The organism is Streptomyces sp. NBC_00637 (assembly GCF_045161545.1).
In the GTDB taxonomy this organism is placed as follows: domain Bacteria; phylum Actinomycetota; class Actinomycetes; order Streptomycetales; family Streptomycetaceae; genus Streptomyces.
In genome coordinates this window covers 2,148,034-2,173,707 of record NZ_CP109046.1, presented here as the reverse complement: position 1 = coordinate 2,173,707, position 25,674 = coordinate 2,148,034, and the positions used below count along the sequence as shown (strand labels likewise).

Below are 25,674 nucleotides of genomic sequence, written 5' to 3'. Positions count from 1 at the left end.
GCGACGTCGCCTCCCGGCGTGTCCCCCGTCGCGGTCACACGAGCCTCGCGCCACCCCCGGCATCCCCGCTTCCTCTGCTCGCTGGAGATACTCGAATGGTTACTTCGCGCTGGACGGCCGCCCCCGCCCGGGCGTCCTCTCCCCGCCGGCGCGGCGCCGTGCTCGAACGTGCGATTCTCGATGCCGCGCTGGAGCAGTTGGGCACCGTCGGCTGGAACGGCCTCACGATGGAGGGGGTGGCGGCCGGTGCCCAGACCGGCAAGGCCGCCGTCTACCGCCGCTGGCCCTCCAGGGAGGCGCTGGTCGCGGACGCCCTGCGGGCCGGACTGCCCCGGCTGGACGCCGTACCCGATCTGGGCAGCGTGCGCGAAGATCTGATGGCGTTGTGCCGTGACGCCCGTGACGCGATGTTCTCCCGCCCCGGTCTCGCCTTGCGTTCGATCATTCACGAATGCGATCCGGTTCGGGCCGAGCGCTTCCATACCCTGATCATCGAGGGTGTCGTGGAGCCGACCGTCCAACTACTGCGCGAGGTCGTGAACCGCGGAATCGAGCGCGGAGAGGTACGGGCTGACGCGGCGAACGGCTATGTCTTCGATGCTATTCCGGCCATGATGATGTATCGGTCGAAGATGTGCGGGTGCGAATGGAATGACCGTGAACTCGACGAGATGATCGACGGGCTGATGCTGCCGCTGCTGCGGCCCGCCCTGCCCTGAGCGCGGAATCGGCGGCCTCGCGATCGGCCGGCGAGGCCCCGGCGCCGACCGGGGGTGTCGCGACGGGATCCCGGCGGCGTAATCTAAGGGCGCCATGCCGTACGAACCACCCACTCACACCGTCGAGCGCTCCCTCCGCGCCACGACCGGAGCGAAGGTCATTGCCGGTGTCGACGAGGTCGGCCGCGGCGCCTGGGCCGGTCCCGTCACCGTCTGCGCGGCCGTCACCGGACTCCGCCGGCCCCCCGCAGGTCTCACCGATTCCAAGCTGCTCACCGTCAAGCGGCGCAACGAGCTCTCCCAGGAACTGCTGACATGGGTGACGTCGCACGCCCTGGGGCACGCCTCCCCGGAGGAGATTGATGATCTGGGGATGACCGCCGCGCTCAGGCTCGCCGCCGGGCGGGCCCTGGCTGCCCTCCCGGTCCGCCCGGACGCGGTGATCCTCGACGGGAAGCACGACTACCTCGGCACGCCGTGGAGGGTCCGCACCGTGATCAAGGGCGACCAGTCCTGCGTGGCGGTCGCGGCGGCCTCGGTGATCGCGAAGGTCCAGCGCGACAAAATGATGGCCGAACTGGGTATCGACCATGCAGACTTCGGTTTTGCGGACAACGCCGGGTATCCGTCGCCTGTGCACAAGGCCGCACTGGAGGAGCGGGGACCCACTCCGCTCCACCGGTTGTCATGGGCGTATCTTGATGCGCTGCCCCGGTGGCGGCACCTCAAGAAGGCCCGTACCTGGGCGAACGGGAACGTTCCGGCAGTCGAAGGTCAACTCGGCTTCGACTTCTGACCATCCCGGTCGCACTGATGTACCACCCGCTGGCGCTTGCCGCGCCAACGTTTGATAGATAACAGCTCATGCCTCTCATTCCCCAGGAGCCTCAGATTCACGAGAGTGCCCAGGGTCCCCGCGCCACTCCGGCCAGTGGCCGCACAGCGCCGACCCCTCGACCTGTACCCGGACCCCGTCCCGCGGCTCCGTCGCGTCCCGGTCGTCCCGGACCCGTCCGGCCCACGCCACCGGCGCAGCGCGCCCCGCGTGACGTGCCCGCCAAGCCCGGGCCCTCGGCCCCGGCCGCCCCTGCCGTCGCGGCGCCCGCTTCGGTGACTCCTCAGATCCAGTTGATCCCGGCCTCGGCCGAGGGCGCGCTGGACGCCGCCGAGGAGGCCGTGGACCTCCTCCTGGACTCGGGCCGTACTCCGGGGGACGTGCTGGTGGTCACCACCGGCGAGCAGCACCCGTGGGCCACCCATGAGCTGTCCTTCGGCGAGGCGCCCTACTGGGCGCAGCACGACGCGGGAGACGACGTCTTCTACGCCGACGCCGCGGTGGTGGACCGGGCGGGCGTGCGTCCCGTCGTGGTGGTCGCCGTCAACGGCGGTCCCGACAGCGTGCCCGCCACCGTTCTGCCGCTGGCGCGCGCTCGGGCCGCCGCCCTCCTGATCGTCTGTGGCAACCCGCAGCAGATCAACGCGGCGTTGGGCGCGGGCGTCTGAACCGGTTCCGGTAGGCACGGAGGCAACGCCGTCACGGAGGCAACGCCGTCACGGAGGCGTCGCTGTTGCGGCGCCTCCGCGGTGTGCCCTCGCGATACGACTGTGCGCGTGCGCGGACGGACCGTGTCTCGGCGCGCGACGATACGCAGCGGCCCTCGGGAGGCTCGAGCCTTCCGAGGGCCGACGTGTTCGCGGGTCGGTGACCGATCACCCGCTTCTCAGCGGGCGGCCGCGCGGCGCAGTACTTCGGAGGCGGAGCCGCCGGTCCTCGGCAGCGGCGGCGGGGCCTCGGACAGGGCGAAGGGTTCCGGAGTCGAGTCCGCGTGCGGCCGCCGGCCGCCGCGGCCCTCGCCGAGGACCTGCCAGCCGTCCCTGGTCAGAGTGATGTACGCGCCACAGCGCAACCCGTGCAGTGTGCAGGCATCACGCAGCCCCCACATCCACGCACCGTCCTCCTCCGTCCAACGCGCGTCGCCGTCCCGGCAGTAGAGCAGTACGGCGGTGCGCACGGGCGTACGCAGCCGCAGGTCGTGCGGGATGACCCGACGCAGCTGGGCGAGCAGGGCGTTGCGGAACATCCAGCCGTCGGACGATGCCTGGCGCCGGGTGAACGAGGCGCTGGCCCGCACCCGTTCGTCCGGGTCGAGCACGGCCACGATCGCGGTCGCCGGCCGTGGCCGGTGCCGTGAGTGCAGTCCGCTGACGACTTCCCGCGGGTTGCGCAGCAGCGGGATGCCGGCCGCTGCCCATTCGGCGGGTTCGAGCAAGCGGGTGGCGGAGGTGGCGGACGTGGACGTCGACAGCGATGCCGCCGAGGACGGAGCGAATCCGAAGGTCACGATCCTCCCTTCGGCTACGGCCCACACTGCGGGCGGGTCGGGTTCGGGGGAGCGCACGCCGCAGCAGAGCCCTACCGGGCTACGGTCGAGCCGTGCGGGGAGCGGACTTCAATTCTTCCTGCCGAACTTGGATGCGGCAACGAGCAATTGGGGTCACCGACCGTTATGTGACGATGAGTGACTTATATCCTTACCCACTGATTCGCGGAAGGACACGTGAGCCGGCAGCTCACGCCTCGTGCGCGCTTCCGCAGCGGTGGATTCGACGGCACGTTGCCGCCGGAGCGCCGCCGGAAGGCGACCGGGGGCGCCTCGGGGCGGGCGTCGTCCGTCGCCACCTGTGGTCACCCTTGCACGGCGAGTACCAGAGGCAACACCCCGGGCGCACCCGCGCGACGGAGCATCCGGGCCGCGACCGCGAGGGTCCAGCCCGTCTCGGTGTAGTCGTCCACGAGCAGAACGGGCCCCGAGGACTCGGTCAGCGCGGTGGCGAGGGCCGGCGGCACCTCCAGCATGCCGTGGAGCGCCTTGAGGCGTTGGGCACTGTTGCTGCGGGAGATCGGCGAGGCGTCGGCGGTGTACTCCACCGAGCCCAGGAACGGCAGGCGGCCGACCTCGGCGATACGCGCCCCCAGCGAGTGGATCAACCGCGGTCGGGTGCGGGAGGCGATGGTGACCACGCCGACCGGACGCGGTGAGGCGTCGGCCACCGCGGAGGCCCAACCGCCGGGACCCTTCGCCCAGTCGGCCAGGACCCCCACCACGGCCTTCGCCACATCGTCGGGAGCCGGCTCGTCGGCAGCCTGGGAAGTGAGCATCGGGCGCAGCCGGTTGCCCCACCCGATGTCGGAGAGGCGCCCCAACGCTCGCCCGGTCGAAGCCTGTTCACCGGCCGGGATGCGCCCCTTGAGCTCCACGCCGATCGCCGGGAGACCGGTCGGCCACATACGGCGGGGCTCCACCTCGACTCCCGCGCGGCCCAGGTCCACTCGCGCGGCATCCAAGGCCGCCGTGGACGTCTCGGCGGTGTATCGCGCTCCCGCGCAGTTGTCGCAGCGGCCGCAGGGCTTGGCGCCTTCGTCGTCGAGCTGGCGCTGAAGGAACTCCATCCGGCAGTCCGTCGTCGACGCGTACTGCCGCATCGCGTCCTGCTCGGCCTTGCGCTGCCGGGCAACCCACTCGTACCGCTCGGTCTCGTACGTCCACGGCCGCCCGGTCGCGAGCCAGCCACCCTTGACGCGCTTGACCGCCCCGTCCACGTCGAGGACCTTCAGCATGGTCTCCAGGCGGGAGCGGCGCAGCTCCACCAAGGGTTCAAGGGCGGGCAGCGACACAGGCCGCTCCGCGCGCGCGAGGACGTCCAGGGTGCGGCGCACCAGCTCCTCCGGCGGGAAGGCGAGCGACGCGAAGTACTCCCAGATCGCCTCGTCCTCCTTCCCCGGCAGCAGCAACACCTCCGCGTGCTCCACACCACGTCCCGCGCGGCCCACCTGCTGGTAGTAGGCGATGGGGGAGGAGGGCGAGCCCAGGTGCACGACGAACCCGAGGTCGGGCTTGTCGAAGCCCATGCCGAGCGCGGAGGTGGCGACCAGTGCCTTGACCTTGTTGGCCAGCAGGTCCTCCTCGGCCTGCTGCCGGTCGGCGTTCTCCGTGCGTCCGGTGTACGAGGCGACGATGTGGCCGCGCTGCCTCAGGAACGCGGTGACCTCCTCCGCGGCGGCGACGGTGAGTGTGTAGATGATTCCGGATCCGGGCAGGTCGTCGAGGCGATCGGCGAGCCAGGCCATCCGGTGCGCGGCGTCGGGCAGCCGCAACACGTTCAGACTGAGGCTCTCGCGGTCCAGCGGGCCGCGCAGCACCAGGGCGTCGGAGGTGCCGCCGGTGCCGAGCTGTTCGGCGACGTCGGACGTCACGCGCGCGTTGGCTGTCGCGGTCGTCGCGAGTACCGGTACACCCGGCGGGAGATCGGTGAGCATGGTCCGCAGCCGACGGTAGTCCGGGCGGAAGTCGTGACCCCAGTCGGAGATGCAGTGGGCCTCGTCGACCACCAGCAGTCCGGTCGCCGCCGCGAGTGCGGGCAGTACCTCGTCACGGAAATCCGGGTTGTTGAGCCGCTCCGGGCTGACCAGCAGGACGTCGACCTCGCCGGCGGCGATCTCGGCCTGCACGGTGGCCCATTCCTCGGTGTTGGAGGAGTTGATGGTCCGTGCGTGGATACCGGCCCTGGCCGCGGCCTCGACCTGGTTGCGCATCAGCGCGAGCAGCGGAGAGACGATCACGGTGGGGCCGGCGCCGCGGGCTCGGAGCAGTGAGGTCGCCACGAAGTAGACGGCGGACTTGCCCCATCCCGTCCGCTGCACCACCAGGGCCCGGCGCCGGTCCGCGACCAGCGCCTCGATCGCCCGCCACTGGTCCTCGCGCAGCCGTGCCACGCCCGTGGCGTCACCGACGAGGCGGGCTAGGACGGTGTCGGCGTCGGCCCGGAGATCCGCGTTGCTCGTGTGCTCCATGCCTCCATACAACAGGACGGCGCTGACAATCCGGTCGGTGCCGGGAGGCAGCACGCGTCGCTCAGCGGTCCCGCAGCCATCCACTCCCCACGTCTGACGTGTCCCTGATCCGACTTATCCACAGGCCTAAGCGGAACTTCATGATCCGCGAGATCGTCGGCGCATGACGAATCACAGCGAAACCACTGGATCCTCCGAAAACGGCGACATCACCGGACGGGACGGACGGGACGGACGAGACGGAGGGGATGGCGGCGACGGACTGGAGCACCAGCACCCGGCCTATGTCAGCCACACGAGGTACGACGGAGACGTCGGGTACGGCACAAGCCCCGCTGACCACCAGGTCACCCTGCGTACTCCGGGGGAGCTGGCCGACGCGCTGCCCTACCTGCTCGGGTACCGGCCGGAGGACAGCATCGTCCTGGTCGCCCTGCACGACCGCGGCGGGCGAGGCAGGTTCGGGGGCCGGGCCCGGCTCGGCATTCCCGCGAACCCGGACGATTGGGGAGCCGTCGCCCAGCAGCTGGCGCAGGGGCTCGTGAAGGGCAGCGAACGCCGCGGTACCCGTCCCGCGAGCATGGTCGCCTACCTCTGCCAGGAACCGGGGAAGGGGGAGACCGGCCGTCAGGTGATGGAGCGGCTTCAGCCGCTGGCCCACCGGCTGCGTATCGAATGCGGCCGCCTCGACGTTCCCGTGATCGAGGCGCTCTGCATCACCGACGGCCGTTTCTGGTCGTACTGCTGTGGAGGCAAGGGCTGCTGCCCGGTCGAGGGGGTGCCGATGGGGCTGCCCGGTACCTCCGTGCTGGCCGCGGCCGCGACCTACGCGGGGATTCAGGTGCGGGGCACGTTGCGCGAGTTGCGTGCCCGGCTGCTGCCCCTGGAGACCGGTGCCGCGGTGGAGCAGGAGATCGCCTTGGACGCCGTCGGCATGGCGCTCATCCCGAGGATCCTCGACGACGCGACCCGCGCCGCGGTGGCCGAGCAGACGCTGGAACTGGCTGAACGGCTTGTGCGCCGCCTCGCCGAAGCGCCCGTCGTGCCGGGTGTGCACCTGGCGGACCGCCGAGATGACGAACTGCTCGGATCCGACGAAGCCGCGGCGTTGATTCTCGGCCTTCAGGACCGGGCGACGCGGGACCGGGCGGCCGGGTGGATGGAGGGTGACGAGGCGGCCCCGGCCCTGCGTCTCTGGCGGGCCCTGTCACGGCGCTGCGTCGGACCGTACAGCGAACACGCGGCGGCAGTGCTCACCCTCGCCGGCTGGGTGGCCTGGTCCAGCGGCGATGATCTGGAGGCAAGGGAGGCCTTCGCCATGGCGCTGGGCGTGGACCCCGACTATCTGTTCGCCCGCCTTCTGCACCAGGCCTGCAACGAAGGCCTCGACCCCGAGTCGGTACGACGCTGCCTGCGCGCCGACCGCGAGCCACGCGAGCTGTCCACGGCTGTGGAGACCCGTGGGGATACGGCGGCCGCGGCCGACGACTCCGACGGCTCCGGGGGATCCGCGACCTCCGAGACCTCCGACGGCTCACAGGACAGGCACGGGAAGGAGCTGCGCGCAGGACTGTACGGAACAGGGAGTGGCGGCGACGGGGCCACGGACCTCCGAGGTCCGGTAGCGGAGATCCACTCCGGCGAGGGAGACCGCCCGGCCCGGGGGAGTCGCTCCGGCGAAGGGGACGGTTCCGACGAACCCGACCTCGCGCGCGGCTCCGGCGAATCCGACGACGTGAAGGGCAGTGGCGACCCCGAGGATGTGCATGGCTCCGCCCAAGCCGAGCACGAGGACCGACCCGGCGAGGGGAAGGACGCCTCCGGCTCGGTCCCGCACACTTCAGCCACCGGCACCTCGGAACCCGGGCCGACATCCGCCCCCACCGCTGCTCGCAGGCGTCGCCGCGTCCGTCCCACCGGCGCCGACGCGGATCACACCCAGGCAACGCCCGGAGCGCAAGAGCAAGAAGGTCGGGAACCGCAACGCCGCGCTCAGGGAGCGAACGCGCGTCGTGTTCACACGCCGAGGTCGCACGTCACGCGCCCGGCCACCCCGAGCCGAGGAGGATCCCGCAACCGACCCGCGGGGAAGGCCACCGCGCGGCGTCGTGACGACTGCCCTGACGGTCTGCGGTCCGACAGCGACAGCACCAGCGGGACGGGGTGACACCCCTGCCGCATGGTGAAGAGGGGGTCCCGCGTGGGGAATCGGCGATCACCGAAGCCGGGGGCGGGTTGACATCCTGCCCTGCCCGGTGAGCGCCTGTGGCCAGGACCTGGAGCCAGCCACCTGAAGCGGGCTCACCTGAAGCCGGTCCCCCTACGGCCGGCCCCCTACGGCGGTCCCTTGCGGACACACGTCCCGAAGGGGACGGGTGACCCCGCAGTTGGTCCGGCGTGCTGCCAAGCCGACGCCGGCCCGGCGTGCACCGAAGCAGGCGCCGCCGGTCCGGATCCGGCGGCCATTCGGTGGGGCTGCGGCCCGGGAGCGTGACCTGGGGGAGCCCCGCCCCGTTCACCTGAGTGGCGGAACGCCCGCACGGGTCGTGCCGCCGCAGCGCACCCGCCCTGCCGGAGCCGTCCACCCGGCCTCGACCATGCCCGAGGCGCACAAGAGAGCAGAAGAAGTCACCGCATGCATCAGCCGACTCCGCCCTCCGCCGCCGACGAACGCTCCGGTTACGACATCTCGACGCCGACCCCTGGCGCGGGGACCGGCCCACCGCTTGCGGACGGACCGGGTCCGCCCCGGGCCGGGTTTCCCGCCGAGAGCCGCCGCACCTCGTCATCCTCTCCGCTCGTCGGGCCGGAGGAGGGCCCGCGCTTGTCCGCCGGCCCAGGCGCCCGCGGTACGTCCCCCTTCCAGTCGTCGGCCGGCACAGTGCGTCGCCCGCCGACGTCCTCGTCCAGAGGCGCCGGGCCTCCACCCGGCGCGCCGACCCAGCCTCGCTCCGTCGGTCTGCCACCCGCTCACACGGCGATGATCTGCGTCGCCCTGCCGGGCCTCGCCGTCTCGACGGAACAGGGGCAGCTGACGGGCCATGGCCTGGAGGGGTTCTACCGGGCGGGGCGGCGCATCCTGTCCCGCTGCCAGGTGCGGGTGGCGGGACGCGAACCGCTGGCGGTCCAGGCCCGGATGACCTCGGCCGACCGGGCCCGCTTCGTCGGCACGCTCCGTGTCACACCGCACGGTGGCCCGGACCCGGACGTCATCGTGGAGCGGACCCGCTGCGCCGACGGTACGGAGCTGATCACGCTGCACAGTGCCGCCGCCCGGCCCCTGCGCCTCCCCGTCGAGGTGGCACTCGGCACGGATCTGGCCGACCTGGGGGCGATCGCGTCCGGCACCGTGGGGCCCGAACTGGCCGCCAGTGTCCACGATTGCGGTCTGCGGTGGTCCTGTGCGGCCGGGGCGTCGAGCGTCACGGCCGACCCGCCCCCGGCTGACGCGATCGCCTCCGCGGGATTGCTGCGCTGGGAATTCGACGTGCCTCCCGGTGGCACCATCCGTGTGGAGTTGAGGGTCCGCCTGGACGGTGCGGGGCCGGTCCGGGCCGTGGGACGTGCGGCCACGAGCCCGTTGGCGGCGGCACAGGCGACGGGCGACGACCCGCGCGTGGGGGCACTGCTGGCGACGAGCGTGGCGGATCTTCAGGCCCTGTTGGTGCGCGACCCCGCGCATCCCGCGGACACCCACTTCGCGGCAGGGGCGCCGTGGCGTTGCGGCCTGGCGCCGGCAGACGCGCTTGCCGCGGCCCGCATGGCCCTGCCTCTCGGGACCCGCCTCGCCGTGGGCACGCTGCGCATCCTGGCCCGCACGCAGAACACCGCCCCGGGGCCACGGTGCGGCATGATCCCCGGCCCCCGGCGGGATGCGGGTGCGCATCTCCCGCCGGTCTGTACGAGCACCGAGGCCACCCTGCTCTTCCCGGTACTGCTCGCGGAGGCACGCCGATGGGGCCTGACCGACCTCGAGACGGAGGAACTGCTGCCGGCGGCCGAGCGCTGCCTGACCTGGCTGCGCACCGCGGTCGGCGAGGGGCCGTATCTGGGCGACCTCCAGCCCGGTGGCCCCGTCCGCTGCGAGACACAGGCTCACGCCTACCGGGCCGCACTGCTCGGCGCCGACCTGCTCGAAGCCCGCGACAGACCGGGCGGGGGCGCGCTACGGGAATGGGCCCGCAAACTGCGGGCCACCTTCCGGCGGGACTTCTGGATCGACGACCCCGGTGGCGGCCGGCCCGCGGCCGCCCGCACCGCGGACGGGCGGCCGCTTCCCCACCTCTGCGCGACGACCGTCCATCTCCTCGACACCGGGTTGCTCGGCGGTGGCGCCCATGCCCCCGGGCTGCTGGACCGGGTGCAGACCGAGCAACTCGCCCGGCTGCTCGGCAGCCCCGTCATGGACTCGGGCTGGGGGCTCCGTGGCCTCGGCGCGAACGAGGCCGGCTACAACCCCTTCGGCCACCGCAGCGGTGCGGTCCGGGTGCAGGAAACGGCGATCGCCGTCGCGGGCCTGGCCGCCGCGGGATTCGAGAAGGAGAGCGCCGTGCTGCTGCGAGGCGTACTGACGGCGGCCGAAGCCTTCGGGCACCGGCTCCCGGAGATGTACGCGGGGGAGCAACGTGGTGACGGCAGAGCCCCGCTTCCCCATCCGGCCGCCTGTCGTCCCGCCGCCACCGCGGCGGCGGCCGGTGTCCTGTTGCTGACCACCCTGGCCGGCGTGCGGCCCGACGCCCCGGCCGGAACGGTCACGCTGCGCCCCCTGCGCGGCGCACCCTTGGGTGAGATCGGCCTGAGCGGGCTGCGGGTGGCCGGCGCCCCCTTCTCCGTACGGGTCAGTCGGCTCGGTCTCGCCCTGGTGGAGGAAGCGGCCGACGGCCTGCAATTGGGAGTGTGACCTCGTACGACGCAGCTCGAGGCGCGGCCGGAGCGGGTGACGACCGCCGTGCGGCACCGAAGTGGATCAGCCATCGAAGCGGCCGACGAAGGGAGTGTTTATCGTCAGGAAGACGACTATGATCGCCGCATGCCCTACGACCCGTCAGCCTTTCCGCCCTTCGCCGTCACCGTGGACCTGGTCGTGCTGACCGTGCGCCGCCATGCCTTGTGCGCGCTGGCGGTGCGCAGGGGCGAGGCGCCGTTCCAGGGGCGGTGGGCGCTCCCGGGCGGCTTCGTACGGGCCGACGAGGACCTCACCCAGGCCGCGGCGCGCGAACTGGCCGAGGAGACCGGCCTCCACGCCCACGACCCCTCGGTCCCGGCTCACGACAACGGCGCCCACCTGGAACAGCTCGCCACGTACGGCGACCCCAAGCGTGACCCCAGGATGCGCGTCGTCAGCGTCGCGCACCTGGCGCTCGCCCCCGACCTGCCGGCGCCGCGAGCGGGCGGAGACGCCAGCAACGCGCGGTGGGCGCCGGTCGAGGAACTGCTTCAGCACGGCGGTTACGACCGCGACGGGGAACCGGTCGCCCCGGAAGCACCGCTCGCCTTCGACCACGCGCAGATCCTCGCGGACGGCGTGGAGCGGGCCCGTTCGAAGATCGAGTACTCGTCACTCGCGACCGCGTTCTGCCCGACCGAGTTCACGGTCGGCGAGCTGCGCCGGGTCTACGAGGCGGTCTGGGGGGTGGCACTCGACCCACGCAACTTCCACCGCAAGGTGACGGGCACGCCGGGCTTCCTGGTGCCCACCGGTGGCACCACCACTCGGCAGGGCGGCCGCCCCGCCCAGCTGTTCCGGGCGGGCGGCGCGACCCTGCTCAACCCGCCGATGCTGCGGCCCGAGGTCTGAGGCGGGCCTACCGCACCCACTGACGGACGGGGAAGGCCCGCCGGTCGGCGATCCGCTACTGCGCAACGGCGGATGGCGTCACCGTGCGGTGAACGGAAAAAAGGGATATAACGCGCTATCTTGCTACGGGTGATCCAGGCCTTCGGACTGACCAGCAACTCCCGCAAGGCGCTTCCGCCCGCCGTCGACGATGTCTCCTTCGAGGCGTGCGCGGGCCGCGTCACCGTGCTGCTCGGAGCGCCGGGCGCGGGCAAGACCACGGCGCTGAGACTCATGCTCGAACTCCAACAGGGGCGCGGACTGGCCTACTTCCGTGGTCGTCCGCTGCACCGCATCGCCCATCCCTCGCGTGAGGTCGGCGTCCTTCTCGGCGATGTGCCCGGGCACCCGGCCCGCTCGGTCCGGGGCCACCTGCGCATGTTGTGCGCGGCCGCGGGCGTCCCGGGGTGGCGGGCCGACGAAGTGCTCGAGGTGGTCGGCCTCGTCAGCCTGCGCGACGAACGCCTCGACAGCCTGTCCCGCGGTATGGACCGGCGGCTGGGCCTGGCCTGCGCTCTTCTCGCGGACCCGCACACCCTGGTCCTCGACGATCCGGCCCACGGTCTCTCCGGGCGGGAGAACCGTTGGCTGTACGGCATGCTGCGCGCCCACGCGGACCAGGGCGGTACGGTCCTGACGACCACCACCGATCCCAAAGAGGCCGCCCGCAACGCCGACCGGGTCATCACCCTGGACCGTGGCACCCTGGTCGCCGACCAGGAGGCCGCCGACTTCGCCCGCACCCGGTTGCGCCCCCGGGTCGCAGTCCGCAGCCCGCACGCCGTCCGCCTGGCCGCCGTGCTCGCCAGGGAGGCCCGAGCCGCACAACGCTCCGTAGAGGTGGTGCAGGAGGACGGCAACCGGCTCTCCGTGTACGGCAGTAGCTGTGCCCACATCGGCGAGACGGCGTTCCGGCACGACATCCTGGTCCACCAACTCGCGGACGAGGCAGGCGACATGGGGCCGGGGGCCGGAGCGACGCCTGCGCGGCGGACGCACTCCGAGACGAAGCCGGGCCCCCCGGGGCGGACGGGCCAGGACCCCTCGGGCGGGCAACCGCCCACCGTCGTCGTCGACGATCCGGGCACGCAACGCACGGAGGCTCCGGGAGACGCGCGCGTGGCGGGTGAATCCCGGTACGCACGCGACGTGGACGCGCCGCGCGGCCCCGACGACGATCCGCCGCCGTCCCCGGAGCCGTACCGGCCGGTCGACGCGGCGCCCCGCGACCGCGCCCTGGCGCCCGCCGACGGCGACTTCCCGTCCGGCCCGACGGCACCGACTGCCGTCGGACGGACCGCGGGCACCCCGGAAGCGACGGCGTCCCCGACCGGCCGTGACAGGCACCCCGCCGACGTGCCGGCCGCCTCGGCAGGCACGCTCCTCGATGAACTCCGGCGGCCCGGCGAAGCCGATACCACCGACGGCGCCACCTCAGGCGCCTTCGTTGCCGAGGCCACCACCTCAGTCGACCGCCTTGCCGACGACACCACCTCAGGCGACCACCCCGTCGATGGCGCCACCTCAGGCGACCACCCCGTCGATGGCGCCACCTCAGGCGACCACCCCGCCGCCCCCTCCTCTGCGGCCTCGTCTGTCATGCCCTCAACCCGGCGCCCCATCCGACCCCTCGCGTCGCGCGGAGTCGACACCCTGTCCGCCCTGCCACCTCCCATCTCCGTCCGCTCGGCCCCCAGCCCCCTGCGTCCGCTCCGCTACGAACTCCGGCGCGCCACCGGGATCGGTACCGGATTCACCACCGGTGCCGCCGTGCTGATCGTCTCCGCCCTCACCTCGGTATTCCTGGCCCGCGCCGGCCACACCGCGCAGACCCGGCTGCTGACCGCGTGGCCCACGGAGCTTCCGCTGCCGCCCGCCGCACTCGGCGCGGGACTGCTCGGCGCGCTCGCCTTCGGAGACGAGTTCCGTCACCCCGCCCTGGCCGCGGACCGCGGAACCGTGCCCCGGCGGCTGGGACTGCTCACCGCCAAGCTCCTCGTCGCCGCTCTCACCGCACTGATGCTGGCCTTCGTCACCGTGGGCTGCGACGCCGAAGCGCTCTATCTCGTCTACGGACGGGAGGTCGCCCAGGTTCCCGCGGACTGGCTCTCGCTGAGCGCGAGTTGGATCGGCCTCGTGGTCGGCTGCGCCTGGACCGGGGTACTGGCGGCCGGTGTCTTCCGATCCGCCGCGGCCGGGCTGGCGGCGGTGGTCGCCATGCCCGTCGTCGTTCTGCCCGTCGTACAGAAGGCCGTGGAGAGCACGTCCGTGCGGACGGCGGCCGGATTCTCGATGAGGTTGCGCGAGCTGCTCCTGGTGCAGTGGCCCTTCGGCGGAGAGCGTTATCTGACCGCCGCGGCGCGCGTGATCGCCCAACCGGTCGGCGGCGCAATGACGTTGTCGCTCGCGACTCTCCTCTGCGCGTACCTGCTCACAACCTTGCGAAACAGGGTCCGATGACCACCGTGGGCCGATCCGATCCCGGCGTGTGCGCAACTCCCCGAAGAAAGCCCATTTCTTTCCGATAAGGCGTCAATTGCGACGGGGTGAGCGATCACCCTTTCGTGTGCTTTTCACCAAAGACCTCAAGGGAGTTGGGAGCAGCGCCGACAAAGGATCCGTGAGTACCCTTGCGCACACCATGATGACCGCCGCCCGCTCCACCGACTCCGGTCTGGCCGGCCCGGGCGAACTCGACCGCTATCCCTTCGCCGAGGCCCCGGGGGCCGAACGCGTCGGAGCCTCCGTCTGGGATTCCGCGGAGCCTGAGCTCGGCCGCGTGGGCCGCCGCACCGCGGGCAGCCGTGGGCGCGGACTGCACGGCCAACTCGTTCAGCAGCTCGGTCAGATGATCGTCGCGGGCGACCTGGGCGCCGACCGCCCGCTGGTGCCCGAGGAGATCGGTCAGCGGTTCGAGGTGTCCCGCACCGTCGTCCGCGAGTCGCTGCGCGTGCTCGAGGCCAAGGGCCTGGTCAGTGCCCGGCCGAACGTCGGCACGCGCGTGCGTCCCGTGAGCGACTGGAATCTTCTCGACCCGGACATCATCGAGTGGAGGGCGTTCGGCCCCCAGCGCGATGATCAGCGGCGTGAGCTGAACGAGCTGCGCTGGACGATCGAGCCGCTTGCCGCTCGTCTCGCCGCGGGGCACGGTCGGGCCGACATCCAGCAGCGACTGGGCGACATGGTCGAGATCATGGCGCACGCCATGGGGCAAGGTGACGCGCTCACCTACTCCCGGGCCGACGCCGAGTTCCACTCGCTGCTCATCCAGGTCGCGGGCAACCGCATGCTGGAGCACCTTTCCGGGATCGTGTCGTCCGCGCTTCAGGTCTCCGGTGGGCCGGTAACGGGCTGTGACCGACCGAACGACGCGTCGCTGGGACATCACGGCCGGATCGCGGACGCCCTCGCCGCGGGCGACGGCACCGCGGCCGAGACGGCCATGCGGCAGCTGCTCACCGTTCACCCCGAGGTGGAGCGAGTCGTGCCGGCGCCACGCGAACACTGACCGCGGCGCGCGCGGGGGGAACGCTCGGGGGCGTCTTCCCCCTCCCGCGCCGTCCTCGGCCGTGCTTCACCCGCACCACTCCCGTCGGACCCCGCAGAACCCGCCACGGGGCCTGCGGGGTCCGACGGTCGACGGGGCGGCACCGGTCCCGGCGGCACCGGTAGGCTCCATGGGTGACCTCTTCTGTCCGCGTCTGATCTCTTTTGCGCACTTACGGGGTGTGACTCGGGCCACGAAGATTGGGCGTAACGCTTGTGGAAACAACGCGATGACCTAAGAGGTGACTGCCGCAGAGGGAATACGGACGCCGTTCAAGGCGCTGTGCATCCTCCCGGCCCCCGCCCGCACCGTCGGCCCACCCCCAGGCCGGTGGTCGGCTCCTGTCCGTCACGGACGGGGCCGGAAGCCGTTTTCCAACGTTCCGAGAGGTTGTTCGTGTCGGCCAGCACATCCCGTACGCTCCCGCCTGAGATCGCCGAGTCCGTCTCTGTCATGGCGCTCATTGAGCGGGGAAAGGCTGAGGGGCAGATCGCCGGCGACGATGTGCGTCGGGCCTTCGAAGCTGACCAGATTCCGGCCACTCAGTGGAAGAACGTACTGCGCAGCCTCAACCAGATCCTCGAGGAAGAGGGTGTGACGCTGATGGTCAGTGCCGCGGAACCCAAGCGCACCCGAAAGAGCGTCGCAGCGAAGAGTCCGGCCAAGCGCACCGCCACCAAGACGGTCGCGGCGAAGGCGGTGACCACGAGGAAGGCCACCGCCACGGCCGCCCCGGCCACCCCGGCCGCTCCCGCTGTGGACGATTCCGCAGACGAAGCCGCCCCCGCCAAGAAGGCGGCTGCCAAGAAGACGACCGCCAAGAAGGCGGTCGCGAAGAAGACCGTCGCCAAGAAGACGGCGGCCAAGAAGACCGCGGGCAAGGACGACGCCGAGGCTGTCGAGGAAGAGGTCCTCGAGGACGTCAAGGCCGGCGAAGAGGAAGAGGAGGGGACCGAGAACAAGGGTTTCGTCCTCTCCGACGACGACGAGGACGACGCGCCCGCCCAGCAGGTCGCCGTGGCCGGTGCCACCGCCGACCCGGTGAAGGACTACCTCAAGCAGATCGGCAAGGTCCCGCTGCTCAACGCCGAGCAGGAGGTCGAGCTCGCCAAGCGCATCGAGGCCGGTCTGTTCGCCGAGGACAAGCTGGCCAACGCCGACAAGCTGGCCCCGAAGCTCAAGCGCGAGCTGGAGATCATCGCCGAGGACGGCCGGCGCGCCAAGAACCACCTGCTGGAGGCCAACCTCCGCCTGGTGGTCTCCCTGGCCAAGCGTTACACCGGCCGCGGCATGCTCTTCCTGGACCTCATCCAGGAGGGCAACCTCGGTCTGATCCGCGCGGTCGAGAAGTTCGACTACACCAAGGGCTACAAGTTCTCCACGTACGCCACCTGGTGGATCCGTCAGGCGATCACCCGCGCGATGGCCGACCAGGCCCGCACCATCCGTATCCCGGTGCACATGGTCGAGGTCATCAACAAGCTCGCGCGCGTGCAGCGTCAGATGCTCCAGGACCTGGGCCGCGAGCCCACCCCGGAGGAGCTGGCCAAGGAACTCGACATGACCCCGGAGAAGGTCATCGAGGTCCAGAAGTACGGCCGTGAGCCCATCTCCCTGCACACCCCGCTGGGCGAGGACGGTGACAGCGAGTTCGGTGACCTCATCGAGGACTCCGAGGCCGTGGTCCCGGCCGACGCGGTCAGCTTCACGCTCCTCCAGGAGCAGCTGCACTCCGTCCTCGACACCCTGTCCGAGCGCGAGGCGGGCGTCGTCTCCATGCGGTTCGGTCTCACCGACGGTCAGCCGAAGACCCTCGACGAGATCGGCAAGGTCTACGGCGTGACGCGCGAGCGCATCCGTCAGATCGAGTCCAAGACCATGTCGAAGCTGCGCCACCCGTCCCGTTCGCAGGTGCTGCGCGACTACCTCGACTAGGTCGTAGCCGTACGAAGCCGAAGGCCCGGTCCCCGTAAGGGGGACCGGGCCTTCGGCTTCGCCGCGAGGGTGCGGGGTGCCGCGCGCTGGATGACTCTGGGTGTCCATCAGTCACTCCAGAGTGAGGAGCGCGCATGCGTCGTCTCTTTGTCCGGGCCTTGTCCCGGCCGTTGATCCTGGCGGCCGCGGCGGTGGCCATACCCTTGGGCTCCGCCGCCCCGGCGGCCTCCGACGGTGTGGTCGTGGGCGGCTTCCCGGTCGACGTCTCCCAGAGCCCGTGGACGGTCGCCCTGTCCAGCCGTGACCGGTTCGGAGGTATGCGCTCCGGGCAGTTCTGCGGAGGCGTGGCGGTCGGCCCGTCCACAGTGCTCACCGCGGCCCACTGCATGGGCGAGGACGTCCTCGGAGCGCCGCCGGGGGAGCTGGCCGACCTGAAGGTCGTCGCGGGCCGCACGGACCTGTACGGGGACACCGGGCAGGAGGTCTCCGTGCGCAGCGTCTGGGTGAATCCGGGCTACGACAGCGCCGGCAACGGCGGCGACTTCGCGGTGCTCACCCTCGCCCGGTCCCTTCCGGCGGCCGCCGTCATCGGCATGGCGCCCGAGGGCGACCCGGCATACGCGGCGGGCACGGACGCCGTCGTCTACGGCTGGGGCGACAAGACCGGGTTCGGTGCGTACGCCCACAGTCTGCGGGCGGCGCGTGTCCATGTGATGTCCGACGCGTCCTGCGAGCGGGCCTATCCGGGCACCTCCGACGGCACCTACGACGCGAGCAGCATGGTGTGCGCCGGGGAGGAACGGGGCGGCCGTGACGCCTGCCAGGGGGACAGCGGCGGGCCGCTGGTCGCACAGGGTCGACTCATCGGGCTCGTGTCGTGGGGCAGCGGCTGCGGGCGGGCGGGAAGCCCGGGCGTCTACACGCGCGTGTCCGACGCCCTGAAGACCCTCGGCTGGGCGGGCGCGGGCACTGGGAGGGGTCAACCGGCCCCCTGAGGGCGTCGGAGCGAGCTCTGCCGCCTCGCGGCCGTGGTCGGGCGGTCTCGGGCCACACGAGCGGGCGGCCGCCCCCGGGAGGGGACGGCCGCCCGTATACCGGCCTGTGCCGGTCTTGGCTCGTCGTGGACGCGCAGATCAGCGCTCTTCTTCCGAACTGGAGCCCGGAACGGTCGTCAGCCGCTCTGTCTCGTCCTGTATCTCAGCGGCGATCTTCTTGAGTTCCGGCTCGAACTTGCGGCCGTGGTGGGCGCAGAAGAGCAGTTCTCCGCCGCTGAGCAGCACGACGCGTACGTACGCCTGGGCGCCGCAGCGGTCGCAGCGGTCAGCGGCCGTCAGCGGGCTCGCGGGGGTCAGAACAGTAGTCACGTCGCCTCTTCTCTAGCTCGACGAGCTGTCGTACCAGGGTCAACATCCAACCAGCCCCAAAACGTTCCCGCTCGTGGCTTGTCCTCGAAAAAATCTTTCCGAGGTGGCCGTCTGCTGCCGGTTTGGCGGCGAATGTGCCGTATTGCGTGGTCTGTGGTGCTTACGGTTTCGCTCTGTCGGTCATGGTTCGGTCCTCCCGGCCGGCTTGCCGGTTTGTTCATGAGGACGTGCCCGGAGCCTAAATGGTTCATGCCCCGAAGGGAACGTGATATGTACTTCACTCCATCGAGGGATCGAACACGCATGCGACGCTGGACTAGTCTGAGTTTCGGACGAGGGTGGCGTTACAACGGCTCTACCAGGCCTCGGTACCCTCTTGGCGGCTACCCAAGCCGCGCCCTTACCCAGAAGGGCCCCAAGTGAAATTCAGCGAGGAGCGAACCGCGTGACCGCCGAAACGTCCGTGCCGTCCACAGCGCTGCTGGCAGGAGCAGACCGGGACGGTTCCAACTACACCGCGCGGCACCTGCTCGTCCTCGAGGGCCTCGAGGCCGTGCGGAAGCGCCCGGGTATGTACATCGGCTCGACCGACAGCCGTGGTCTGATGCACTGCCTGTGGGAAATCATCGACAACTCCGTCGACGAGGCCCTGGGCGGTTACTGCGACCACATCGAGGTGATCCTCCACGACGACGCCTCGGTGGAGGTCCGCGACAACGGCCGTGGCATCCCCGTCGACGTCGAGCCCAAGACGGGTCTGTCCGGCGTCGAGGTCGTCATGACCAAGCTGCACGCCGGCGGCAAGTTCGGCGGCGGCTCCTACGCCGCCTCCGGCGGTCTGCACGGCGTCGGCGCCTCCGTGGTCAACGCCCTGTCCGCCCGCCTCGACGTCGAGGTGGACCGAAGCGGCCACACGCACGCGATCAGCTTCCGGCGTGGAGTCCCGGGCGCCTTCGCCGCGGACGGCCCCGACTCCAAGTTCGAGACGGGAGGCCTGCGGAAGGTCAAGCGGATCGCCAAGAACCGGACCGGCACGCGCGTGCGCTACTGGGCCGACCGCCAGATCTTCCTCAAGGACGCCAAGCTCTCGCTGGAGAACCTCCACCAGCGTGCCCGCCAGACCGCGTTCCTGGTGCCCGGCCTGACCATCGTCGTCCGCGACGAGTACGGCCTCGGCGAGGGCGGAAGCAAGGGCGAGGAGTCCTTCCGCTTCGACGGTGGCATCAGCGAGTTCTGCGAGTACCTGGCCACCGACAAGCCCGTCTGCGACGTCCTCCGCTTCACCGGGCAGGGCACCTTCAAGGAGACGGTCCCGGTCCTGGACGAGCACGGGCAGATGACCCCGACGGAGGTCACCCGTGAGCTCGGCGTCGACGTGGCGCTGCGCTGGGGCACCGGCTACGACGCGAACCTCAAGTCGTTCGTCAACATCATCGCCACGCCCAAGGGCGGCACGCACGTCGCCGGCTTCGAGCAGGCGATCGCCAAGACGATGAACGAGGTGCTGCGCGCCAAGAAGCTGCTGCGCGTCGCCGAGGACGACATCGTGAAGGACGACGCTCTGGAGGGCCTGACCGCCGTCGTCACGGTGCGTCTCGCCGAGCCCCAGTTCGAGGGCCAGACCAAGGAGGTTCTCGGTACCTCGGCGGCCCGGCGCATCGTGAACACCGTGATCTCCCGGGAGCTCAAGGCGTTCCTGACCTCCGCCAAGCGTGATGCGGCAGCTCAGGCGCGGGTCGTCATGGAGAAGGCGGTCGCCGCCGCGCGGACGCGTATCGCGGCCCGGCAGCACAAGGACGCCCAGCGCCGCAAGACGGCACTGGAGTCCTCGTCCCTGCCCGCCAAGCTGGCCGACTGCCGCAGCGACGACGTCGAGCGCAGCGAGCTGTTCATCGTCGAGGGGGACTCCGCGCTCGGTACGGCCAAGCTCGCCCGGAACTCCGAGTTCCAGGCACTGCTGCCGATCCGGGGCAAGATCCTCAACGTCCAGAAGTCGTCCGTCACCGACATGCTGAAGAACGCCGAGTGCGGCGCGATCATCCAGGTCATAGGAGCGGGCTCCGGGCGCACCTTCGACATCGACGCGGCCCGTTACGGCAAGATCATCATGATGACCGACGCCGATGTGGACGGCTCCCACATCCGGACGCTGCTCCTGACGCTGTTCCACCGCTACATGCGGCCCATGGTCGAGTCCGGTCGGGTCTTCGCCGCGGTGCCGCCCCTGCACCGCATCGAGCTCACCCAGCCCAAGAAGGGCCAGGACAAGTACGTGTACACGTACTCGGACCGTGAGCTGCGCGACAAGCTGATGGAGTTCCAGAGCAAGGGCGTCCGGTACAAGGACTCCATCCAGCGCTACAAGGGCCTCGGTGAGATGGACGCCGACCAGCTGGCCGAGACGACGATGGACCCGCGCCACCGCACCCTGCGCCGCATCAACCTTTCCGATCTGGAGGCGGCCGAGCAGGTGTTCGATCTGCTCATGGGCAACGACGTGGCGCCCCGCAAGGAGTTCATCTCCAGCTCGGCGGCGACGCTGGACCGGTCCCGTATCGACGCATAGCCGCGGTGCCCGGCCCGGCCGGGTCCCGGGCACGTAGGGCTGAGGGTTCTCCACCCGCGGGTGGAGAACCCTGGCCTCCGGAGATCCACCCATGATCCACCCCCGCTCCGATCTGCGGACCGGCTCGTTTCCGTAGCGTCGAAGGTGTCGGCAGCGCTCGCTGCCGGCTTCCCCTTCCCGCTCACGGAGGCCGCGATGTCCGGGTTCGTCGACGCACTGGTGATCGTGGCTGTGGCCGCACTCGTGATCGTGCGGCAGTTCAGCGCCAGCCGTATCGACACGGACCGGAGATGGTGGCTCCTTCCGGGAATCCTGCTGATCACAGCGCTGCGCGAACCCGATCTGCTCGACGCCCGGCACCCCACCGGATCAGCCCTCGTCCTCGGTGCCGAACTGATCGTCGCTCTGGCCATGGGAGCCGCCTGGGCCTGGACCACCCGCGTCTGGGTGGCGCCCGGTGGCGCTGTGTGGAGCAAGAGCACCAAAGCGAGCGTGGCCGTCTGGGGGGCCGGCATAGCGCTGCGGGCGGGCCGGTTCGGGGTCGGCGCACTGCTGGGCATCCACCAGGAAAGCGCCGCCCTGATGCTCGGACTCGCCGCCACCTTGCTCGTCCGTTCCGGGATCCTGATCTGGCGCGTACAACCACTGAAGCAGGTTCCCGCGCAGGCCGCGGCGTACGGTGACCACCTGCCCCGGTCCCCGCGGAAGGAGCGCGTGTGACGCAGAGTGTCTGGACACGCTGGCCCTCACGGGAAGCGCTGGGCCCCCGGGGGGCATCGCGCCCCAGGCGGCTGCTGGCCTGGGCCGTAAGGCTGCTGGTCCTGGGAGCACTTTTCTGGAGCGCCGTCCACGACAGCCGCATCCAGGGGTGGGTGGCGGTCGCCGGAGCCGGCGGTGTTCTTGTCGCGGGTGGGCTGGCATGGGCCTTGTTCCGGACCACACTCGAGCACCGACTGTGGCCGTCCCTGGCGGCTCTCCTCATGCTGCTGGGGCTGGCGGCCGGCGCCGAGGCCGCGGACTTTCGTTCACCCGCCGCCGTGCTGTGGTGCGGTTGCGCGATCGCGGCTCTGGAGCGGCTGCCGCTCGGCGCGGCACTGCCGGCGGCTTCCATCGGGTTCGCGGCCTTCGCCGTGGTCAACGACGACTCGGGGGTGACGTCGGCCGTCGCCATCGCGGGCATGGCCCTCGCCGGATACGCACTGCGTCTGGACGCCGAAGCCAGAGGCACCGCACAGCGACTGCTCACCCAGGAGCGGGCCGCACGCGTCGCCGAGGCCGAGTCGGCCGCACTCGCGGAGCGGGCTCGCATCGCCCGGGAGATCCACGATGTCCTGGCCCACAGCCTCTCGGCGCAGCTCGTGCACCTGGAGGCGGCCCGGCTGCTGATCGAGCGGGGCGCGGACCGCGAGCAGATTCTCGACCGCGTGGTGGCCGCGCGGGGGATGGCCCGCGACGGTCTGGAGGAGACCAGGCAGTCGCTTTCCGCACTACGGGGCGAACTGACGCCGCTGGAGGACTTTCTGACCGAGCTCGTCCGCACGTCCGACGGTGCCGAGGTCATCGTGGGGGGCGAACGCAGAGCGCTGCCGGCCGAGGCGTCGCAGGCCGTGCGCCGGGTCGCTCAGGAGGCCTTGACGAACGCTCGCAAACACGCGCGGGGCGCCAAGGTGCGGGTGCGGCTGGAGTACGGCCGACATGAAGTGACGCTGGACGTGCGGGACTCGGGCGGTTCGCCGGGCGAACTCGCGGAAGCCGGAGGCGGGTACGGTCTGCTGGGGATGCGGGAGCGCGCCGAACTGCTGGGCGGATCGCTCGCCGCCGGACCGGACGAGGAAGGGTTCGCGGTGACGCTGAAGGTGCCGGTATGACGGAGGAGGCGGCGAGGAAACCCGCCAGGGTCGTGGTCGCGGACGATCAGACAGTGGTCCGCGAAGGCATCGTGATGCTGCTCGGGCTGCTGCCGGGAGTCGAGGTCGTGGGCGCGGCCGGCGACGGGGAGGAGGCCGTGCGGCTCGTCACCGAACTGGCGCCCGACGTCGTGCTGATGGACCTGCGCATGCCTCGCTGTGACGGAGTCGAGGCGACCCGGCGCATCCGGTCCGAGTACCCCGGAACGCAAGTCGTGGTCCTCACGACCTACGCGGACGACGAATCCCTGTTCCCGGCGCTGAAAGCGGGCGCACGGGGGTACCTCACCAAGGACGCGGGCGGGGACGAGATCGTAAGGGCCGTGCACAGCGTGCTGTCCGGGGACGCCGGGCTGTCGCCGAGTGTCCAGCGAAGGCTGCTGGAACGTCTGTCGGCGCCCGAACCGGAGCCGCCCGCGCCCGCGGTCGTCCCCGACGGGCTCACGACACGCGAGGCGGAGGTGCTGGTACTGATCGCCGAGGGGCTCAGTAATCAGGAGATCGCACGCAGGCTGAGCGTGTCCACCGCGACGGTGAAGACGCACATCAACAACATGTTCTCCAAGACGGGGCTCAAGGGCCGAGCCCAAGCGGTGCGTTACGCGTACGGGAAGGGGCTGGTCCGGCCGCCCGCGGGGTGAAGGGCGCTTCGGTCACCTGATGGGGTGAAGTGTTCGGGGAACAATAGTCGGGGATCTTCCCGTTCTGTCCATCCTTGGGCATGCAGTCAAGCAACGGTCGTGCCCGCGCCGACGGGGACGGTCCCGACAGCGATGCCCCCACGCCACACGTGCACGAACACTTCCAAGGCCAAGCCCAGGCGTACGCCGAGCCGTCCGCCGACGTGCGCTACGAGGACCCGTGGTACGACGCGCTCGCCTCGGGCTGGGGCGAGTCGGCCATCATGAGCACGCCCGGGCCGGAGGTTCCCGCGGCCCGTCGGCGGGAGACCGGAACCGAGGCAGCGGCTCAGATCTACCTCGAGGTGCAGCGCAGTGCGGCCTTCCAGGAAGTACGCAGCAGGTACCGGCGGTTCGTGGTGCCCGCCGCAGCCGGGTTCCTCATCTGGTACGTCGCGTACGTGGTGGCGGCGACGACCGCGCCCGGCCTGATGGCACGGCCGGTGGCGGGCGCCGTGAACGTCGCACTGCTCGCCGGGCTTGGCCAGTTCCTCAGCACGTTCCTGCTCACCTGGGCCTACGCCCGGCACGCGCGGCTGCGCCGGGATCGCGCCGCGCTCGAACTCCGTTGGGAGACACAGGAGTTGACCAGGGGAGCGCAGGGTGGTGCGTCGTGACCGGGAACCATCAGGCGCTGGTGTTGCTGTTGTTCAGTGCCTTCGTCGCGGTCACATTGGGGATCACGACCTGGGTCAGCCGTAACCGCCATGGTTCGGAGGAGGAGTTCTACGTCGGTGGGCGGCTGTTCTCCCCGATGGAGAATGGTTTTGCCATCGCCGGCGACTACATGTCGGCCGCCTCCTTCCTGGGCGTCACCGGACTCATCGCGCTGTTCGGGTACGACGGGCTGCTGTATGTGGTCGGCTTCCTCGTGGCCTGGCTTGTCGTGCTGTTCCTCGTGGCCGAACTGGTGCGCAACTGCGGGCGGTTCACGCTCGCCGACGTGGTCGCCGCGCGGATGAGCGAGCGGCCGGTGCGAATCGCGGCGGGGACCGCGTCGGTCACCGTGTCCGTGCTCTATCTGGTGGCGCAGATGGTGGGCGCCGGCAGTCTCGTCGCGCTGCTCCTCGGCAACACCGACGAGGCGGCCCAGTCCTGGGCCGTCATCGGGGTCGGGGCGCTCATGGTGATCTATGTGTCGCTGGGAGGGATGCGGGCGACCACGTGGATCCAGATCGTCAAGGCGGTGCTGCTGCTGGCCGGCACCATCGCCCTCACCGTGCTCGTCCTGGTGCGCTTCCACGGTGACTTCGACCAGTTGCTGCGCACGGCGGCCGAGCGCAGCGGGCACGGTGACGCGTTTCTGGCGCCCGGGCTGAAGTACGGCGGGGACTGGACCGCGCGGTTCGACTTCATGAGCCTGGGGCTCGCGCTGGTGCTGGGCACGGCGGGACTGCCGCACATCCTGTCCCGCTTCTACACTGTGCCGACCGCGCAGGCCGCCCGTCGCTCGGTCGTCTGGTCGATCGGGCTGATCGGCGGTTTCTACCTGATGACGATCGTCCTCGGCTTCGGTGCGGCCGCGATCGTCGGCCCGGAGGCGGTGCGCGGTTCGAACGCGGCCGGGAACACGGCGGTTCCCCTTCTGGCACTCGACCTGGGCGGCGGCGCCGACTCCACCGGCGGAGCGGTGCTGTTCGCGATCGTCGGGGCCGTCGCCTTCGCCACGATCCTCGCAGTCGTCGCCGGGATCACGCTCGCCTCCTCGGCGTCGGTGGCGCACGACCTGTACGCCTCCCTGCGCCGCCGTAAGGCCAGACCCCGCAGCGAGGTCGCGGTGGCGCGAGTCGCCGCCGTGGGCGTCGGCGTGGTCGCCATCGCCCTCGGCCTGCTGGCCCGCGACCTCAATGTCGCGTTCCTGGTCGGGCTCGCCTTCGCCGTCGCCGCGTCCTCGAATCTGCCGGTCCTGATGTATTCGCTGTTCTGGCGGAGCTTCACCACGCGGGGCGCCGTCTGGGCGGTGTACGGAGGGCTGGTTCCAGCGCTGGCGCTCGTCGTGCTGTCGCCGGTGGTGTCCGGCAGCCCCGAGTCGCTCTTCCCGGACGTGGACTTCCAGTACTTTCCGCTGCAGAACCCCGGCCTGGTCTCGATTCCGCTGGGCTTTCTCGCGGGCTGGCTCGGCACGGTCACCTCGGCCGAGGTCGCGGACGAGGCCAAGCACGCGGAGACGGAGGTGCGGTCACTGACCGGGGCGGGCGCCGCGTAGCCGTCGGCCCTCATTACCGTCGGCGGGCGGCTCCTCACCGTCGTGTCGCGTCCCGGCGCCCG

At 71.1% G+C, this 25,674-nt stretch carries 19 protein-coding genes; 16 read left to right on the top strand and 3 right to left on the bottom strand.

Going from position 1 to position 25,674, the window contains the following annotated elements:
• Nucleotides 1-95 precede the first annotated feature (95 nt).
• The 3 genes from OG440_RS09225 (at nt 96) to OG440_RS09215 (ending at nt 2,222) form a co-directional block, all read left to right on the top strand.
• Nucleotides 96-719 (top strand): TetR/AcrR family transcriptional regulator, encoded by a 624-nt coding sequence (locus OG440_RS09225; RefSeq protein WP_406006354.1) that lies wholly within the window; start codon nt 96-98, stop codon nt 717-719.
• Nucleotides 720-813: 94 nt separating this feature from the next.
• Entirely contained in the window at nt 814-1,515 is a 702-nt protein-coding gene (locus OG440_RS09220) for a ribonuclease HII (RefSeq protein WP_406006353.1), read from the top strand.
• A 68-nt stretch (nt 1,516-1,583) separates the two neighbouring features.
• Nucleotides 1,584-2,222 (top strand): hypothetical protein, encoded by a 639-nt coding sequence (locus OG440_RS09215; RefSeq protein WP_406006352.1) that lies wholly within the window; start codon nt 1,584-1,586, stop codon nt 2,220-2,222.
• A gap of 218 nt (nt 2,223-2,440) precedes the next feature.
• On the opposite strand, the gene OG440_RS09210 is transcribed toward OG440_RS09215, so the two are convergent.
• Both OG440_RS09210 and OG440_RS09205 read right to left on the bottom strand, forming a co-directional pair.
• Nucleotides 2,441-3,061 carry a hypothetical protein gene (locus OG440_RS09210; RefSeq protein ID WP_356253066.1) on the bottom strand — a complete coding sequence of 207 codons (621 nt, stop codon included), beginning with the start codon at nt 3,059-3,061 and terminating at the stop codon, nt 2,441-2,443.
• 344 nt (nt 3,062-3,405) lie between these two features.
• Complete coding sequence (locus tag OG440_RS09205; protein WP_406006351.1) at nt 3,406-5,571, bottom strand: RecQ family ATP-dependent DNA helicase; 2,166 nt, start codon at nt 5,569-5,571, stop codon at nt 3,406-3,408.
• Between the two features lie 163 nt (nt 5,572-5,734).
• On the opposite strand from OG440_RS09205, the gene OG440_RS09200 reads away from it, so the two are divergent.
• The 7 genes from OG440_RS09200 to OG440_RS09170 all read left to right on the top strand — a co-directional run bounded on the left by OG440_RS09200 (nt 5,735) and on the right by OG440_RS09170 (nt 17,884).
• The gene (locus OG440_RS09200; protein ID WP_406006350.1) at nt 5,735-7,738 is read left to right on the top strand and encodes a DUF4192 family protein; all 2,004 of its coding nucleotides are present in this window, start codon (nt 5,735-5,737) and stop codon (nt 7,736-7,738) included.
• Nucleotides 7,739-8,551: 813 nt separating this feature from the next.
• The gene (locus tag OG440_RS09195; RefSeq protein WP_406006349.1) at nt 8,552-10,471 is read left to right on the top strand and encodes a glycogen debranching N-terminal domain-containing protein; all 1,920 of its coding nucleotides are present in this window, start codon (nt 8,552-8,554) and stop codon (nt 10,469-10,471) included.
• Nucleotides 10,472-10,600: 129 nt separating this feature from the next.
• Nucleotides 10,601-11,368: an NUDIX domain-containing protein gene (locus OG440_RS09190; RefSeq protein WP_406006348.1), complete on the top strand. Its 768-nt coding sequence runs from the start codon at nt 10,601-10,603 to the stop codon at nt 11,366-11,368.
• Between the two features lie 129 nt (nt 11,369-11,497).
• Nucleotides 11,498-13,867: an ATP-binding cassette domain-containing protein gene (locus tag OG440_RS09185; RefSeq protein ID WP_406006347.1), complete on the top strand. Its 2,370-nt coding sequence runs from the start codon at nt 11,498-11,500 to the stop codon at nt 13,865-13,867.
• Between the two features lie 160 nt (nt 13,868-14,027).
• Complete coding sequence (locus tag OG440_RS09180; RefSeq protein ID WP_406006346.1) at nt 14,028-14,915, top strand: FadR/GntR family transcriptional regulator; 888 nt, start codon at nt 14,028-14,030, stop codon at nt 14,913-14,915.
• Nucleotides 14,916-15,350: 435 nt separating this feature from the next.
• Nucleotides 15,351-16,889 carry an RNA polymerase sigma factor gene (locus OG440_RS09175; protein ID WP_406006345.1) on the top strand — a complete coding sequence of 513 codons (1,539 nt, stop codon included), beginning with the start codon at nt 15,351-15,353 and terminating at the stop codon, nt 16,887-16,889.
• Nucleotides 16,890-17,023: 134 nt separating this feature from the next.
• Nucleotides 17,024-17,884 (top strand): S1 family serine peptidase, encoded by an 861-nt coding sequence (locus tag OG440_RS09170; RefSeq protein ID WP_406006344.1) that lies wholly within the window; start codon nt 17,024-17,026, stop codon nt 17,882-17,884.
• Between the two features lie 138 nt (nt 17,885-18,022).
• On the opposite strand, the gene OG440_RS09165 is transcribed toward OG440_RS09170, so the two are convergent.
• Nucleotides 18,023-18,253, bottom strand: a complete 231-nt coding sequence (locus tag OG440_RS09165) for a hypothetical protein (RefSeq protein ID WP_406006343.1) — start codon at nt 18,251-18,253, stop codon at nt 18,023-18,025.
• Nucleotides 18,254-18,698: 445 nt separating this feature from the next.
• Between OG440_RS09165 and OG440_RS09160 the strand changes: the two genes are divergently transcribed.
• From OG440_RS09160 to OG440_RS09135, 6 genes are all read left to right on the top strand, one after another.
• Nucleotides 18,699-20,819 (top strand): type IIA DNA topoisomerase subunit B, encoded by a 2,121-nt coding sequence (locus OG440_RS09160; protein WP_406006342.1) that lies wholly within the window; start codon nt 18,699-18,701, stop codon nt 20,817-20,819.
• 195 nt (nt 20,820-21,014) lie between these two features.
• Entirely contained in the window at nt 21,015-21,539 is a 525-nt protein-coding gene (locus tag OG440_RS09155; protein WP_406006341.1) for a DUF1453 domain-containing protein, read from the top strand.
• Entirely contained in the window at nt 21,536-22,687 is a 1,152-nt protein-coding gene (locus OG440_RS09150; RefSeq protein WP_406006340.1) for a sensor histidine kinase, read from the top strand. The genes OG440_RS09155 and OG440_RS09150 overlap by 4 nt, the downstream gene beginning before the upstream one ends.
• A complete protein-coding gene (locus OG440_RS09145) occupies nt 22,684-23,367 on the top strand; it encodes a response regulator (protein WP_406006339.1) in 684 nt (227 codons plus the stop codon). Before OG440_RS09150 ends, OG440_RS09145 begins: the two co-directional genes overlap by 4 nt.
• Before the next feature lie 80 nt (nt 23,368-23,447).
• Nucleotides 23,448-24,023: a DUF485 domain-containing protein gene (locus OG440_RS09140; protein ID WP_406006338.1), complete on the top strand. Its 576-nt coding sequence runs from the start codon at nt 23,448-23,450 to the stop codon at nt 24,021-24,023.
• On the top strand, nt 24,020-25,612 hold the full coding sequence (locus tag OG440_RS09135) for a cation acetate symporter (protein WP_406006337.1): 1,593 nt from the start codon (nt 24,020-24,022) through the stop codon (nt 25,610-25,612). Before OG440_RS09140 ends, OG440_RS09135 begins: the two co-directional genes overlap by 4 nt.
• The last annotated feature ends 62 nt before the right edge of the window (nt 25,613-25,674 follow it).